Raw genomic sequence first — 15,477 nt, 5'->3', positions numbered from 1 at the left:
ATCGTCCCGTCCCAGGAGCCCCGCCATGCCCAAGACCCCCATCGCGATCAAACCGCTGCTGCTGGCGCTGAGCCTGTGCCTGGGCGCCGTGGCCTGCACGCCCGGCGCGCAGGCCGAACCGGTACAGCCGAGCGCGCGCCAGCCGGCGCCGCCGGCACCCGATTTCCAGGGCATCCACCGCTGGATCAACAGCGCACCGCTGCGCATGAGCCAACTGCGCGGCAAGGTGGTGCTGGTCGAGTTCTGGACCTACGCCTGCATCAACTGCCTGCACGTGCAGCCGCACGTCAACCAGTGGCATCGGCGCTACGCCGGGCAAGGCCTGGCCGTGGTCGGCGTGCACACGCCCGAATACGATTACGAGCATCTCAGCGGCAACGTCCAGGCTGCGGTGAAGCGCCTGGGGATCGAGTATCCGGTCGCCCAGGACAACGACTACGCCACCTGGAACGCCTACGGCAACCGCTTCTGGCCGGCGCTGTACCTGATCGACCGCGACGGGCGCATCGTCTACCGGCATTACGGCGAGGGCGATTACGAGCAGACCGAGGCGATGATCCGCGAGTTGCTGGCGCAGCGCTGAGCCGCCCCGGCGCTCCCAAAGCCCCAAAACCCCAAAAGCTCCAAAAGCTCCAAAAGCTCCAAAAGCTCCAAAACCCCGTCATTCGGGCGAAAGCCGGAATCCATTTTGACTTTGCGCCCACGTTACGCGTGTCGGGAAACATCCAACTCAAGATCAAAATGGGTTCCGGCTTTCGCCGGAATGACGGGAAATGGGGGGATGCCGCATTGCACGACTGCGTCCTCGTCCTACAGTGCGTCGTCGTCCGCCATCGCTGCGCCCTGCCCGAGTGCATAATCGCCCGCAATGCTCCATTGGACCGGCCATGAAACCCAGCGACCACATCCTGATCGTCGACGACGACCGCGACATCCGCGAGATGGTCGCCGACTACCTGCGCAAGAACGGCCTGCGCGCCAGCACCGCCGCCGACGGACGCGAGATGCGCGCGGCGCTGGAGGCGCAGGACATCGACCTGATCGTGCTCGACCTGATGCTGCCCGGCGACGACGGCCTGGTGCTGTGCCGCAACCTGCGCGCCGGCCCGCACAAGGCGATCCCGGTACTGATGCTGACCGCGCGCGACGACGCCACCGACCGCATCGTCGGCCTGGAGATGGGCGCCGACGACTATCTGGCCAAACCGTTCTCGCCGCGCGAACTGCTGGCGCGCATCAACGCGGTGATCCGGCGCACGCGCATGCTGCCGCCGAACCTGCGGGTCAGCGAAGCCGTGCGCTTGATCGCGTTCGGCCGCTGGCGCCTGGACACCACCGCGCGCCACCTGCTCGATGCCGAAGGCACCGCGATCGCGCTCAGCGGCGGCGAGTTCCGCCTGCTGCGGGTGTTTCTCGACCATCCCCAGCGCGTGCTCAGCCGCGACCAGTTGCTCAACCTCACCCAGGGCCGCGACGCCGAGCATTTCGACCGCTCCATCGACCTGCTGGTCAGCCGCCTGCGCCAGCGCCTGCAGGACGACGCGCGCGATCAGTCCTACATCAAGACCGTGCGCAGCGAGGGCTATGTGTTCTCGCAAGCGGTCACCCTGGTCGGCGAAGGCTCATGAGCGCCGCCGGCGCCGATCCCGGCGACGCCGCGCCGCGGCGCGCGCGCGGCTGGCTGCCGCGCAGCATGGCCTCGCGGCTGTACCTGATCCTGTTCGCCGGCCTGGCGCTGGCGCACACGCTGTCGTTTTCGCTGCTGTTCTACGAGCGCTACGTCACCGCGACCTCGATGATGCTCGGCAACCTCGAGCTGGACGTGCGCACCACGGTGGCGATGCTCGACCGCTTGCCCGCGGACGAGCGCGCGCAGTGGCTGCCGCAGTTCAAGCGCCGCACCTACCACTACCTGCTCAGCGCCGGCGAGCCCGGAACGCCGCAGCTCAGCGAACGCGCGCAGGATATTTCCCAGATGGTCGGCGGCGTGCTGGGTTCGCGCTACCCGATCCGCACCGAAACCGTCGAGCGGCGCCCGGAGCGCTTCCAGATCCATCTCACCCTCAGCGACGGCCGGCCGCTGACCATCGAGGTGATGCCCTCGACCATGCCGATCGCGCAATGGCTGCCTTATGTGCTGGCCGCGCAGCTGGCGCTGCTGGTGCTGTGCGCGTGGCTGGCGGTGCGGCTGGCGACGCGGCCGCTGGAGCAACTGGCGCAGGCCGCGCAGGCGCTGAGCCCGGCCAGCGGCGGCAAGCGCCTGGGCGAAACCGGGCCGACCGAAGTCGCCCAGGCCGCGGCCGCGTTCAACGCCATGCAGGACCGCATCGCCGCTTATCTGCGCGAGCGCCTGCAGATCCTCGCCTCGATTTCGCACGACCTGCAGACCCCGATCACGCGCATGCGCCTGCGCACCGAGGCGATGGACGAATCGCCCGAACGCACGCGCCTGCTCGACGATCTGGAGCAGATCCAGCACCTGGTGCGCGAAGGCGTGGACTACGCCCGCAGCGCCCACGGCACCGCGGAACCTGCGATCCGGCTCGACCTCGATGCCTTCCTCGACAGCGTGGTCTGCGATTACCAGGACACCGGCAAGGCGGTGACCCTGTCCGGTCGCGCCGGCGCGCCGCTGGTCGCGCGCGTGCACGCGCTGCGGCGGGTGGCCTGCAATCTGATCGACAACGCGGTGAAGTACGCCGACGCGGCCGAGGTCGAAGTCGCGCGCTGCGACGACGACGGTTTCCGCATCGACGTGCTCGACCGCGGCCCCGGCATTCCGGCCGAGGAACTCGACGCGGTGATGCAGCCGTTCTACCGCCTGGAAGCCTCGCGCAACCGCGACACCGGCGGCACCGGGCTGGGCCTGGCCATCGCCCAGCAACTGGCGTCGTCGCTGGGCGGACGGCTGAGCCTGTCGCAGCGCGAAGGCGGCGGCCTGCGCGCGTCGCTGTGGTTGCCGGCGCAGGGACGCGACTGAGCCACGCTCACTCGACGCCCGGGTCGCCGCCCAGATACAGGCGCAACGGCTCCGGCGCCAGCGCGGCGAGAAAATCCGCCGCATCGAACACATCGCCCGCGGCGCGCACGCCGACGCCGCGGCAACGGCCGTCGAGCACCCGCTCCATCGCCTCCACCAGCAGCGGCGCGGTCACCGCATAGATGTCGCGGCCGGCCGCGCCCAACCGCCGCACCTGCCCGCCGCGCCGCACCGAAGCCTCGATCGCGAACACCTGCGCCGACCGCCCGCTGGCATCGGCGGCGACCGGCGCCGGCGTCTGCGGATCGCGCACATCGCGCAGCGAGCCCCGATCCAGATAAGCCATCGCGCTGCCGATGTTCAGATGGCGCGACAACAGCGCGATTTCGCTCATCGGCACGGCGGCCACCGCCTGCGCGCCGAACGGCGGCGGGAACGTCCAATCGCGCTGCGGCGGCGGGCTCGGCAGTTCCGCCAACGCGCCGCGCTCGATCACCAGCCGCTTGGCCGTGTTGCGCTCGCCGGTGATGCGCGTGCCCGCGGTCGGATGCCACCCGTCCAGCGCCACCGCGACTTCGACCGCATCGGCGCGATCCCAATCGCCCATCGCCGCGGTCGCGAGCAGATCGCCGAGGCCGCCGTAGAACGCCATCGCCGGAACCACCGCGATGCCGGCCGCGCGCGCCGCAGCGTCGTAGCGCTCGAACGCCGCCAACACCGGCTGCTGCTCAGCGGCGGTGTCGAGATAAGGGATACGAGCGCGCAAGGCCGCTTCGATCAACGGCGCGGCGGTGTCGGAAAACGGCCCGGCGCAGTTCAGCACCGCGGCGCAACCGGCCAGGGCGGCATCGAGCGAGGCCGGATCGTCGATCCGGGCCACGCAGGTTTCGCTGTCCGGCCACGCGGCCGCCGCCTGCGTCAGCTTGACGGGATCGCGCCCGCACAGGCGCGGCCGCCAGCCGCGCTCGCGCAAGCGCGCGACGACGAAGCGGCCGGTGTGGCCGTAGGCGCCGAAGACGGCGATGGTACTGAGCATGGTTGCGGCCATAAAGGCTCTCTTCGCTAGCAGTGGGTTGAAGCGCATTGAAAGCGATCCACCGCATCCGCGCTGTCAGAATCTTTAGTCTCCATTGCTGGGTATCACGCTGCCTCGGACAGGGCTTGTGGAACTTCGCGCGCGCCCACCGAGTTTCGTCGTTGCGTGCGATGCAAGTGCAGGAACGAGACCGAACGCCCGCCCCGCACTGACGGTGCCTGGCCGGTCTGAATGCAATCGTTCGTTGTCCTCAGATCGCCGCGATGTTTTGCGCGACCGTACGTCGGTTGGAGGGTTGTCGGCTACTCGACGCAAGCGCAGTATCTTTTCATGCAGGGGACATGGACATGGACGCCCTACCGGCTTATCCGCACCGGCAGCCGCCTCCCGATCAGCGACCACATACAGGCTCGTCGCCCTCGCTTCGTCCGCTCGTCCGACTGTCCGAAGGCGCGGTCCCGCTCTGGCCGCACGTCCGCATGTCGTTCGCCAAGACCGAGGGGGAAGGCAAATGCTTCGATGGACACTAGGATTTATCGCCTTGTTGGGCGCTACACACGCGGCCGCGCAACCCGCTGCGATCGTCTGGTGGGTGGAGAATCCTTATCCGCTGATCGATGATCCCGCCCTGGTCACCAGTCTGCTGCCCGGGCCGGCCGAATCGCCGAGCAATTGGTACTCGCGCCTGGCTCGAAACGGCCCGTTTCCCTGGCCCGGCGAAACGGGCACTCAGTGGGACGAAGCGCGAGAACAGTTTCGACCCGGCTTCGCATCTCGTCCCAAGAGCCACCGCGTCCTCGCACGGCTGATCGCACCCGGCATCGAGGGACAGTGCCATTGGACCGCCGGAGACTCCCGAGCCGACGCGCCGTGCTCCGACGAGGCGGCGTTGGAGATTCCCTATCCCGACGGCGCCGTGATCGAAGTCGCGTTGCCCGATGGATCCCTCTTGCGCTCCGGTTCGCCCGCGCGCGTTGAGGACCTGCTCGTGCTGGGCCTGGGCGATTCGTATGCCTCCGGCGAAGGCAATCCAGACCAACCGGCGCGCTACCTCAGGCCCGAAGGCGACGACTGGCGCCGGCTTACCGATGCCAAGGCCCGTTGGATACAAACTGGACGGGCGTTGGCTTCGCCGGCGCAATGGCTCGATTACCGCTGCCACCGCTCTCTGTATAGCTATCAAAATGTCTCCGCGCTGTGGTTGGCTGCGCAAAGCAACCATCGGGTCGTGCGCTTCGTGCCTCTGGCATGCAGTGGCGCCGTGACCGGCGATTTCTATCTGAGCGGGCAACGCGAACTGGCTGAAACCCGCTCCGGCCAACGCGCCAAGCGGCTCAAGTCCTCGCAGATCGAAGCCGCACGCGCGGCGCTCTCCAACGACGGCGGCTATCGCGCTCCGGAAATCGTGATGGTGTCACTAGGCGGAAACGATGCGCTTTTCAGCAAGGCGATCATGCAGATGCTTATGCCAGCTAAAGGGCGGTCGTGGCTGGGCTCCCTCGGCCAATGGCGGCTGCGTGGGATGCTCGGCATCTCTCAAGGCAGCGCCAGAGGCAGCGCGGTGATCCAAACAAATCTTCAGCGCAATTTCGCCCAGAGCTTTTCCAGGTTGTCCGAACGCCTTGCGCTGGGACCGCAAACCCAAGTGCTGTGGACGAGCTACGCCGACCCGCTCGAGCGCGAAGACGGTAGCGCCTGCGCGCAAGGCGTTCAGGCACAATGCGCGCCAGAGTATGCGTCCGGCAAAGATGGCTATTGCCGGAACTCGGCGTTTCAGGTGCTTAAGCTGCTCGACGGACCGTTCAACTTCATGGCCCAGCCTGGCATTGTCCCGGCCGAGCAGGAGCAGGCGCGCAACGACATCATTCGTCCGATCCAACGGCGGGTACGTGAATCGGCCGAAGAAGTCGGGCGGACTTGGTCGACCGCCGGAGGTCCGGAGATGAGGCTCATCGATGCACCCGAACGCCTCGGCCAGCGCCACGGCATCTGTGCGGTCCAACCCGAGAACAGCGCCCATTCCGAACAGGAACTGCAGTGGCCGCTACCGCGCCCAGAAGGCGGCTGGGACGGCGTCGATCCTGCGGATTTTCAGCCTTACGCGGTCCGCAATCGTTGGTTCCGCTCTTCCAACGACACGGCCCTGATCCTCAATCGCAACCGTTTCGGGTTGACCGGCTGGAACGCGATGGTCCGCGGCAGCTTCCATCCCACCGCGGAGTACCACGCAAATCTGGCCGATGCCGTGGTTTGCGGCTTGCGTGAGCAGTGGCGCGGGCAGCCCGAGTTCTGCCGACTACTTCGTGTCGCCACTGCGCAAGCGCCATGACTGCACCTTGCTCGCTAGGCGAGCGAGAATATCGGCCGCAACCAATCCCGCAACCCTAGACGGCTCACAGAGCCGATGAGGTCCGGCCATCACCAACCGCTCCAGGCAACGATCCTCCATGACAACCAACCCACTAGACATATTGCGCCCGACGGAACTGCGCTTGGTGATGGACCTGGTACGCGACGCGGGAGTGGACGTCAGCGATTGGGCCAACTACGACGGACGGCATCCCGCCGCTAACCCCAAATACTGCTATGAATGGGTCTTTGTCGCTCCCGACAGAATCGTCGTGTGCTTGTGGTTCGCGAACATCGAGATCGATGCGCAAGCGCGTTGGATCCAGAAGCTAAACCTGTGGCAGATTGCGAAGAATCACGAGTATCCGAACACGCGCTCGGTGATCGCCCGGCGCGCCCGATCGCTGGACGAAGGCCTTCAAAAGGCGTTTCGCGAGAAATTGTCCGTACGCGCCATCATCGTAGATGGCCAGCAGGCCGACCTCGCCGCCCGCAACGACCAATCGTCCAAGGTGGAACGTCGCCTCCTCGATCCCGAGCCTTGGCACGTGGTGTCCTACGATTGGACGAACGGGGATTGCGTGCTGCAACGCGGACTCGCCGCACCCAAGTACATCGACCAGTTCGACGCCGTTTCCGCATCGCTTCAGCGCGAGTTGCGCCTGTCGAAGGTCTACGACCGCAGCTCCGCAGTGCGAAGACAGGTGCTCGACCGAGCCTCGGGGCGCTGCGAATACTGCGGCGCGCCAGGGTTCGAAACGATGGCGGGCAGCATCTATCTCGAGACCCATCACGTGATCGCGTTGTGCGAAGGCGGTATCGACGCCCCCAGCAATGTGGCTGCCCTTTGCCCGGACCATCACCGCCAAGCCCATTACGGTTTGAAGAGAGACGCTATACAAGCCGAGCTGTCCGCCCAGCTCGCGGGCTCAACCGTGTAGGCGATAGCCGTCTTGCGGCGAACTGGCGGTAGATTACGGAAGCGAGCGCGAACCGTGGGTTACGAACATTCTCTCCGGCCGTTTAAGGCAGCCTTCCGCTTCCCCGCGGTCAGCCCCGGATTGTCACCGGGCGCGAGCTAATCGGGCCACCGTTCGGCTGCCGGTGTCCTAGGCTCGGTGCGAGGGGTTGCAGACTTCAGGATCAGCTTTAGATTGTTGCTTGGGGTCGATGCCTGGGTCTGTAGCTGCTACTGCCGCTCGCAGCCGTTGCTAGATACAACGCGCTGCCGCTTCAGAGATAGTAAGGCCGCCGCCGGATCTATCAAACGCCTCCGCATGTCGGGGGCGTTGTTTATGAAGAACCGCATTGCGTCGACGAAAAGCGTTTGGCTGATTCAATTCAATCTTAGCCTCGCATCTTCCACTGCGTTTGTGATTTTCCCTTGCACATGGGCACACGACCGCACCTCGCTCTTCAAAGCTGAGACTACGCAACCCACGGCGTGTTCTCTGCCTTAAGGGAATGGCGTTATGCTTAGTTCCAGCAACCATTTCCAGGCATTGGCTATGGGTATCAATAGCAACGGGAGCTCTCGTTTTCTCCTCTGCGTTACGAATGTCGCGCTTCTAGCCATGACCACAGGGCTGTTGGCATGCGCACAAGCGCCATCCGATGATCGAACCGCACTGGAGAACCCCATGCAAGGATCCCCCTCACCTCAGGATGCCCGGGCCGAACAGGATAGGGCCGCCGCTGCAGTCGACGAAGCCGCTAGGGCTGCTTCAACTGATAAACAAGGCCAAGCGCCGTCTACAGAACAACCGGCACCGCCTCAAGCACCTGACCTTACTCCCGCAACACTAGAGGCCGGTATCGTGCGCCTGGCTGGCGAGCTTCGGGAAGTGAAGCAAACGCAGCCTCTGTTCGTTGGTCAAACCTTGGGCATTGCACTTGCCTCTTATGATGATGGCAAGCGAGCCGGCGCCCGCGGCGCGCTCGGTTCGGGCACCTATACCGTTGAGATAGAGACCCTGTATCCGACCGCTCCGGGGCAACATGTATCCATTCGTATCGATCAATCCGAAAGCCAGCCCTGCGCACTGAACTTCGATCGCCTCGCCCAGCATTTGGAAGCAGCGGGCTACAAGGGCAAACGAGCCCCCCAGGGGCTGGATCCGAGCATGAGTTTCTCAAGGGACTTGGGCCCCTTAAAAGGGTTCGTGCAGTTGGACCTCGATAGATACACCTCGGCATGCATCTGGCAGATCAACTTTGATTTGGAAGCCAAGCAAGATGGCCGACCCGAGGATTGAGAGGGTTATCGGGCAATCCGATCTTCCAACATCGGCTCTTGCCGATGTGCGGGCTGCGGTCGACAGCTCCCCCTATTTACAGAGCGTCATGCTCAAGGCGATCGAAGATCAACGGCTCAGAGGTTTTTCGCTGTCCCAAGACCCACATGAGGGTGGTCACTACAGCAGGGAAAAGGCACGATCAGCATCAATCCGGAGTATTTCGCGATCGAGCGAAAAGAAGCGCGGTTTGATGCCCTGACCAGCGTCATCGGACATGAAACCGGTCATGCACTGATGGCAAGGTCTGCTGAGATCACTGAATACCGCTACGCCTATGAAATTGACCAGATGGTCAAGACCGCAACTCGGGATGGTGAGAGCAGCATTGATATCACTCCTTCCGCCAAGCGCGCCATTGAAGATTTCCGGCATAACGAGGCACTTGCCGAACTCGTATCAATGAATTCGGTTGCAAGTCGAGTAGCCAAGTCCAACAACGGCAACTTCGATATGAACGCCTTCCTGAAGCGCGCCGATTCGGGAACCGAGTGCATTGACAAGGGAAAGCTTGACGCCGGCATTCAATTAAATGCCAATGGATTTCAACTGACCGGCGGCAAGATCGATAGCCCTGCGGTCGAACGCGTTGCCGTGTGTCATTTCGACAAAGGCGCCAAGACCCTGGGCCTGAAAGGCACATCTAACTACGACGACAACTATGCGGCTTACGCTCTCGGCGCCGCATCAGATGCATGGAAGGACTACGGCCGCGGAACCACACAAGCGATGCCGCAGATCGAAGTCAACTTGTCTTCCCTAAAGACCGCCAAGCAAAGGGTGGAAGACGCAGGTGTCGATCTGGGCGGAAAAGGGAACGCCTTCGACTTCATAGACCTTTCCAACGGCCAGCGCCGATCGATTGGAATTCAGCAGCTTGGAGATGGTTCTAGCCAGCAACCAGATATCGCGATTACGCAAGAAAAGAAGCCACTGCTGGCTGACAATCCTGCACATTCAGATTTCGAAACCTTCAATCGTATCCACGAGTGGGTGCGTGGCACTGGCCAGTGGGACGACGAAAAGAGCCGCAATGTTGCCGGCGCACTGTTCAAAGAAAAGACCTCGGATCCCATGCTCCAACGTGTAGACATGGTCTGTGGCGGCATGGGGCAGGACGGCGCGGAAAATGTCTTCGCGGTCTATGCGCCATACGGCGACAAGGGGCCGTTCTTCCATGCTCAAGTGGACGGTCGGCAGGCCTGCCAGCAACCCGCTCAGCACAACTTAGAGCAGGCTGAGCGTATCAAGCAGAAGCAAGCGATCGAGCAGCAACAGGAGCAACAGGTTCAGCAGGACAATCCGCGTCAGGGCGGTCCAAGCCTATCGCTCTAGGCCTGGCGTTTGCGAGCTGATCCCCTGAAAGATCAGGGGTTTGTGAAATCTGGCGGAGAGAGTGGCCGCTAATGGAACTCCGCCCGGTTCCGATTAGTTCCGCAAGACGCTGATAGCGAAGGGATTCGAATCCCAACCCATGCGACTGCGTTCCAATATGGTCCGGTAGCAAGTGGTGGGTAGAGTGGTGGGTAGGAATGCGCGGAGAAAAGCGGCTTTCGGCTCGGCAGGTTCAGACCCTGGGCCCCGGGTATCACGCTGATGGCGGCGGCCTGTATCTGCAGGTTACCCCAACAGGAGCGCGGTCGTGGATCTTCCGCTTCCAGCGTTCGCGCCGACGGCGGGAGATGGGCATCGGCCCTGTGGCGGCGGTTAGCCTTCAGGATGCGCGCCAGCGGGCGTACGAAGCGCGCCGGCTCGTGGCGGATGGGAAAGACCCCATCGAGCTTCGTATCCAAGCTCGTGCGTCCACCGGTGCGACCTGGGGGCAGTCCTGCGAGGCCTTGATTGCCAGCCTGAAACCCAGTTGGAAGACGCCAGCGCAGGCTCAGCAATGGGAGCAGTCACTGGCCGATTACGGCCCGGGTAGCGAGACCCCCATCAAATCGATCGATACGGCCGCGGCTCTCGCCTGCCTTCGCCCCTTGTGGTCAAACAAGACGGAGACGGCGACGCGCCTGCGTGGCCGCTGCGAGCGCGTCTGGGACTTTGCGCGCGTCTCGGGCCTGGTCGCCGGGGACAATCCGTTTCGTTGGAAGGGCCATTTGGACAAGCTGTTGGCCAAGCCCAGCAAGGTGGCGAAGAAGCGCAACTTCCCTGCGATGCCCTACCCTGACCTGCCCGCCTTCATGCGCCTGTTGCGCGCGGAGGCCGGGGCTGGCCGGCGAGCACTGGAGTTCACCATCCTCACCGCGGCACGGACGGCCGAGGTGACATCTGCCACATGGGCAGAATTCGATCTGGCATCCAAGGTCTGGAACCGGCCAGCGCAGCACATGAAAGCGGGGAGAGCCCATTCGATCCCACTCTCGGATGCTGCGATCGCCATACTGGCCGCTCTGCCGCGAACCAAGCCGCCCTTCCCCCTGTCCGAAAACACCATGCTCTTCTTGCTGCAGCGGACGCCGCCGCGCGGGCTCGGCCAGCCCTACACAGTGCATGGGATGCGCTCAACTTTCAGCGATTGGGCATACGAGACAACGTCGTTCCCTCGGCATGTCATCGAAATGGCGCTGGCGCACACGATCAAGGAAAAGGCAGAAGCGGCCTACCGCCGGGGGGCGCTGCTGGACAAGCGCCGGGAGTTGATGGAGGCCTGGGCCGCACACTGCGCTGGTTGAGGGGGATCACCGGCCGTGCTTCATGCGCTCCAGCACATACCGCGGCGCCACCGGAGGGTGGCGATCGCCGGTCGGCATCTCGCGCACGATCTGGCGCTCGTACTTGGTCACCCACACAGCGATCCAGCGGACGGCCTCGGCCTCGCGCTCGAAGTTGTGCCAGGACGCGACCTTAATCATCCGCCGGTACATGCCGGTGAACGCCTCCCAGCCCCCGCCCCGCTTGCGCGGCAGCGCGGCCGCGACCCAGCGCTCGCGCCGATACACGATGATGTGGGCCTCGCGGAAATCGGTGTGCGCCGAGTTCGCCCATTCGAAGCGGTCCGGCAAGATGTAGGGCTGACGCAGCGCGGGGTCCATGCCGGGCATCGTAGGCGCGCCCGTCGCCCAGGCTGAGACCGGCGGTCAGGCAGCGCGCATCCCCAGCGCATCCCCAGCATCGGCGGTCCCCTCGCCCATAGCCGGCGGCTGCGGCCATGGTATGTCTGGGAATCCCGGCAGGCGCGGCAGGTCTCGCAGAGCAACCCGGTAGGCTAGCCATGCCTGCCGATCGGCGATGGAGAGTGGCGAATCCGCGAGCTGGGTCCAGTCGCTTGCCCGCAGAAGCGCATCGCGCCGCGCGCGAGCCTCGGTTGCCCGCGTGTCCGGCGCTGGCGCCGGTTCATTGCTGGCAGCCAGCCACGCCTCATACTCGGCCCACCAGCGGTGTCCGCGCGGGATCAGGGTGTCGGTATCGAGCCGCAGCACGGTGTCCGGATCGTCTGTAAGTCGGTACATGGTCATAGCTCCGCGTCTGCAGTCCACTGAGCCAGCATCGTGCCAGCGCCCGTGCCGTTGGCCGTGGCCTGGAATCGGAAGCCTGCAACGTCAGCGTCGATGATGGACATGGTCGTCGTGTCGAAATTGACACCGGCCTTGCTGTTGAGCGCCACTGATGGGTTGGCCCGCATCTGGGTCGCGAAGGCGCGCGCAGCCGCGTATGCGCTGCCGCTGGTGACCTGTCCGGTCCAGTAAGCGCCGGAGGCGAACGACTTGCTCGACTGGTAGTAGCGCGTGGCGAGAAGGACCTCGATTGATGCTGGCCGCCATTCAAAGCCGGTCGCGGCGCCGCCGCGCTCAAGCTGGACGCGCTTGTAGGTAACGCCTGTCGCGGTCAGCGTCAGGGTGACATTTCCGGTGCTGCCGGCTGGGACGACGATCTGCACGCCGCGGCGGCCGCTGCCGGCGGTGATCGTTCCGGTTTGGCCGTCGACGTTGACGGTGATGCTGCCACTGGGATCCTCGACCGAAACGGTGATGACCTCGCTATTGAGCCGCGGCGCTTCGATTACCTGGGCCAGCGGGCCCGACGTGTGGGTGAGCACTCCGCCGCTCAGGCTGACGTTGCAGCCGCCGGTGCCGGCCTTCCAGCGGTCGAAGCCGTAGATTCCCGCCGCCAGCGCGCCGCCAGCGAAAGCGCGCTGGTTGAGCGCGAAGTCGCCGTTCACGAGGTAGTTCTTGAAGCCGTTGCCGATGACCAGCGCCGCCGCCGCTGGCAGCGTTGTCCAGCCCACCCCGTCGACGAACTGCAGCGTCTGACCAGGCAACAGCGTGGCCACCAGTAGGATGCGGATCGTCCCGTTGTCGTTGACCCGCACGGTCGCCGTGACCGAAGTGGTGTCGGCGTTGTAGAGGCTGAGCGCCTTGACTTGGCGCGTGGTGCTCGCCGCTGGCGCCGTAACCCAAGTCACCGCGGTCGTGCTGTTGGTCGTGCCGGTCACCGGCGCCGGCGTACTCAGGGCGCCCGCCGCGAGGTCGACATAGCCGGCATAGAACTGCGGCTGCGCCGTCGCCACGGCGGCGGCCAGCACGACCTGAAGCGACTGGAGGTTGTTCAGAAGGATCATCAGAACCTCAGCGAGACGAGGTACAGGGCCTCGGCGGTGGTGGTGTACTGCGGGTGTGGGTCGGCCGCGGCTACGTGCGCGGCGACGGCCACGCTGCCCTTATCGGTGTTGGTGGCGTTGATCGCGTTGCCGGCGTCGTTGTAGGACAGCGTCACTCCGTCCCCGGTGCCGGCCGCAATGGCCGCGCCAACGGCGTCCTGCGCGCGCTCCGCGGTGAACCAGAGATTCCCGGCACCTTCGGTCAGGTCATCGGTAGTGGCGGCGCTGTAGCCCGAGGCGCGGCCGAAGCTATCGAAGGTGGTCTTTTGCAGCGTGCCGCCACCAGCGTTCGCCACTGGGGCCAGCGCTACCGTGGGGTCGCCGGCGGCGCCGGTGCCGTTGGTGACCGCGACCTGTCCCGCCGTGCCGCTGATCGTGCGCGCCGTGCGCGCGGTGACGCGCCCCCAGTTGTCCACGTCGAAGACGCGGAAGACGCCACCGGCGGTGTTGGGCACCGTGGCCAGGTCGATCGTGGGCAGCCCGGCCGCGGCGTCGCCGTTGGCCACGTTGATGCGGTCTGCCGTGCCGGTGATTGTCGCGTCGCGCGTGCCGGTCACCTGGCCGAGGCTGTTGCGGGTGATCGCCTGCAGCGTGCCGGCGCCGCTGTCGGGAACCGGCGTGATCGAAATGGTAGTGACGCCGTCGGAGCCAACCGTCAGCGTGATCTCGGGCTGCGCGGCGAAGGCATCCGCGATCGGGAACCAGCCCTTGGCGCCGGTGCCGTCGGCGCCGTAGTAGGTCGTCGGCGCCGGGATGTCGACGTCGTTGATCAGGTTGACCAGCACGACGCCCTGCGACAGCGCGCCGCTGGTCTCCACGGACAGGGTTCCGAGGACGTTGGCGTTCGCCGGCAGGCCGCCGCCGCCCGGGTTGTAGGGCGGAAGCCCGGCAAGCGTGCCATCGTCCGAGCCCAGGTACAGCAGCAGGCTGGTGAAGTCGGATAGCGGCACGCCCGCCGCGAGAGCGCGCTCCGCGATCTGCTGCCAGAAGCGATACCAGTCCTTCGTCGGCAGTGGTGTGCCGAACCGGTCGACCTCAAATAGCCGATGTCCTGGCCGCGGAATGCCTAGGTCAGCCATCAAGGCACCGTCTTGAAGCCGATGGCGACGAAGTTGAATGGCACAGGCGACTGGATGCGCGCGCTGGTCTGCCCGAAGGTCGTCGACATCGCCACCGCGTAACCGGTCGTTGTCGACCCCACGACCGCGCAGCCAGGGATGTCGCCTTGGGATGTCGCTGCGGAGGTGGTCGGGATCACGAACACCCGCGGCGGCTCATCAAACGAGAACGGGTCGGTGCCCAGCTTGAAACTGAAGCTGCCCGCCGCCTGGATCTGGCCGCTCGCTGGCATGCTATCGCTGCCGAACAGGATCACCGCCTTCTTCGCTACCGCGCTGGTGCCGAACCGGAAGAGACCTGACGCACCGTCACCGCTCAGCACGATGTCCGGCGCCGGCGGCGTCGGGATGTTGATCTCCTTCCACAGCAGGCCAGCGCCGTTATTCGAAAGGACCTTATTGGCCTGCCCGGTCGGATCGGGGATCAGCAGGGTCGCCAGCCAGAGAAGGATGGAGCCGTTGTTCGACAGCACCGCGCCGGACTCCAGCGGTGTCGGGATCTGCAGGTCGGCGCCGCCGGGGATCTCGACATCGTCCATCTCGGCGACGAACGTGCCATCCTCGTCGTACTGGCGGACCTTGTAGGCGCCCTCCCCCCAGCAGTCGAGCAGCAGCCGGCCGGCCGCGTCGAGCTGGATCGTGCTGCCGTTCGAAACGCTCAGCTCCGGGTTGGCGTAAACCGCCTTCGGGGCGGTCGTGCCGGCTTCGAAGAAGTCGACCCGGCCGCCAGACGCCGGCGCGGTGCCGTTCAGGTTGTAGAAGACGCGCAGCCGGTCGAGGATGCGGAAGCTGGCCATTGCGGGGGCTCCAAAAGCGAAAGCCCCGCACTTGGCGGGGCTCTGGGGGGCTGGGGTAGGATTGGCGCGCCGGCGCCGTGGGGCGCCCTAGCGGGTGCGGGTCATGGATGGTTGGGGAAAGTTTTTTTCAGGAATTGCTATCGCCGCGGCTGTCAGTGGATGCGACAGGCTCGACCCAAATGCGAAGCCGACCTACGGCGAGACCGGTCTGCCCAAAAACTGTCGCGCAATAGTGCAAGCCAACGTCGACTCATATCGAAAAAAGGAGTTTTCCGCCGACGAGGTGATGAACTCGCTCGAAAG

At 65.2% G+C, this 15,477-nt stretch carries 14 protein-coding genes; 8 read left to right on the top strand and 6 right to left on the bottom strand.

The genetic code is table 11. The annotated features are described in order from the left end of the window. Nucleotides 1–25: 25 nt before the first annotated feature. From BLU84_RS15660 to BLU84_RS15650, 3 genes are all read left to right on the top strand, one after another. Nucleotides 26–583 (top strand): thioredoxin family protein, encoded by a 558-nt coding sequence (locus BLU84_RS15660; protein WP_083382677.1) that lies wholly within the window; start codon nucleotides 26–28, stop codon nucleotides 581–583. 304 nt (nucleotides 584–887) lie between these two features. Further along, nucleotides 888–1,628 carry a response regulator gene (locus BLU84_RS15655; RefSeq protein WP_074869229.1) on the top strand — a complete coding sequence of 247 codons (741 nt, stop codon included), beginning with the start codon at nucleotides 888–890 and terminating at the stop codon, nucleotides 1,626–1,628. Further along, complete coding sequence (locus BLU84_RS15650) at nucleotides 1,625–2,980, top strand: sensor histidine kinase (RefSeq protein WP_074869224.1); 1,356 nt, start codon at nucleotides 1,625–1,627, stop codon at nucleotides 2,978–2,980. The genes BLU84_RS15655 and BLU84_RS15650 overlap by 4 nt, the downstream gene beginning before the upstream one ends. A 7-nt stretch (nucleotides 2,981–2,987) precedes the next feature. Here the strand turns inward: BLU84_RS15650 and BLU84_RS15645 are convergent, their stop codons facing one another. After that, on the bottom strand, nucleotides 2,988–4,016 hold the full coding sequence (locus BLU84_RS15645; RefSeq protein WP_211664557.1) for a saccharopine dehydrogenase family protein: 1,029 nt from the start codon (nucleotides 4,014–4,016) through the stop codon (nucleotides 2,988–2,990). Between the two features lie 541 nt (nucleotides 4,017–4,557). Here BLU84_RS15645 and BLU84_RS26610 point away from each other — a divergent pair. The 5 genes from BLU84_RS26610 to BLU84_RS15620 all read left to right on the top strand — a co-directional run bounded on the left by BLU84_RS26610 (nucleotide 4,558) and on the right by BLU84_RS15620 (nucleotide 11,334). Beyond that, a complete protein-coding gene (locus tag BLU84_RS26610) occupies nucleotides 4,558–6,345 on the top strand; it encodes an SGNH/GDSL hydrolase family protein (protein ID WP_139175044.1) in 1,788 nt (595 codons plus the stop codon). Between the two features lie 118 nt (nucleotides 6,346–6,463). Continuing rightward, entirely contained in the window at nucleotides 6,464–7,306 is an 843-nt protein-coding gene (locus BLU84_RS15635) for an HNH endonuclease (RefSeq protein ID WP_074869213.1), read from the top strand. A gap of 699 nt (nucleotides 7,307–8,005) precedes the next feature. Continuing rightward, the gene (locus BLU84_RS26605; RefSeq protein WP_139175043.1) at nucleotides 8,006–8,620 is read left to right on the top strand and encodes a hypothetical protein; all 615 of its coding nucleotides are present in this window, start codon (nucleotides 8,006–8,008) and stop codon (nucleotides 8,618–8,620) included. Nucleotides 8,621–8,896: 276 nt separating this feature from the next. Next, complete coding sequence (locus tag BLU84_RS15625) at nucleotides 8,897–9,994, top strand: XVIPCD domain-containing protein (protein ID WP_233431162.1); 1,098 nt, start codon at nucleotides 8,897–8,899, stop codon at nucleotides 9,992–9,994. 197 nt (nucleotides 9,995–10,191) lie between these two features. After that, nucleotides 10,192–11,334, top strand: coding sequence for a tyrosine-type recombinase/integrase (locus tag BLU84_RS15620; protein ID WP_074869207.1), 1,143 nt, complete (start codon nucleotides 10,192–10,194; stop codon nucleotides 11,332–11,334). A 6-nt stretch (nucleotides 11,335–11,340) separates the two neighbouring features. Here the strand turns inward: BLU84_RS15620 and BLU84_RS15615 are convergent, their stop codons facing one another. The 5 genes from BLU84_RS15615 to BLU84_RS15595 are packed head-to-tail and all read right to left on the bottom strand — an operon-like array spanning nucleotide 11,341 to nucleotide 15,174. Next, complete coding sequence (locus tag BLU84_RS15615) at nucleotides 11,341–11,694, bottom strand: hypothetical protein (RefSeq protein ID WP_074869202.1); 354 nt, start codon at nucleotides 11,692–11,694, stop codon at nucleotides 11,341–11,343. Between the two features lie 45 nt (nucleotides 11,695–11,739). Further along, nucleotides 11,740–12,111 (bottom strand): tail fiber assembly protein, encoded by a 372-nt coding sequence (locus tag BLU84_RS25805; RefSeq protein WP_211664556.1) that lies wholly within the window; start codon nucleotides 12,109–12,111, stop codon nucleotides 11,740–11,742. A gap of 2 nt (nucleotides 12,112–12,113) precedes the next feature. Further along, nucleotides 12,114–13,220 carry a hypothetical protein gene (locus tag BLU84_RS15605; RefSeq protein ID WP_074869199.1) on the bottom strand — a complete coding sequence of 369 codons (1,107 nt, stop codon included), beginning with the start codon at nucleotides 13,218–13,220 and terminating at the stop codon, nucleotides 12,114–12,116. Beyond that, a complete protein-coding gene (locus BLU84_RS15600; protein WP_139175042.1) occupies nucleotides 13,220–14,338 on the bottom strand; it encodes a hypothetical protein in 1,119 nt (372 codons plus the stop codon). Before BLU84_RS15600 ends, BLU84_RS15605 begins: the two co-directional genes overlap by 1 nt. Beyond that, nucleotides 14,338–15,174: a hypothetical protein gene (locus BLU84_RS15595; RefSeq protein ID WP_074869190.1), complete on the bottom strand. Its 837-nt coding sequence runs from the start codon at nucleotides 15,172–15,174 to the stop codon at nucleotides 14,338–14,340. Before BLU84_RS15595 ends, BLU84_RS15600 begins: the two co-directional genes overlap by 1 nt. Nucleotides 15,175–15,477: the final 303 nt, after the last annotated feature.

Source organism: Lysobacter enzymogenes, assembly GCF_900106525.1.
GTDB lineage: Bacteria > Pseudomonadota > Gammaproteobacteria > Xanthomonadales > Xanthomonadaceae > Lysobacter > Lysobacter enzymogenes.
This window is presented reverse-complemented; position numbering and strand designations above follow the sequence as displayed.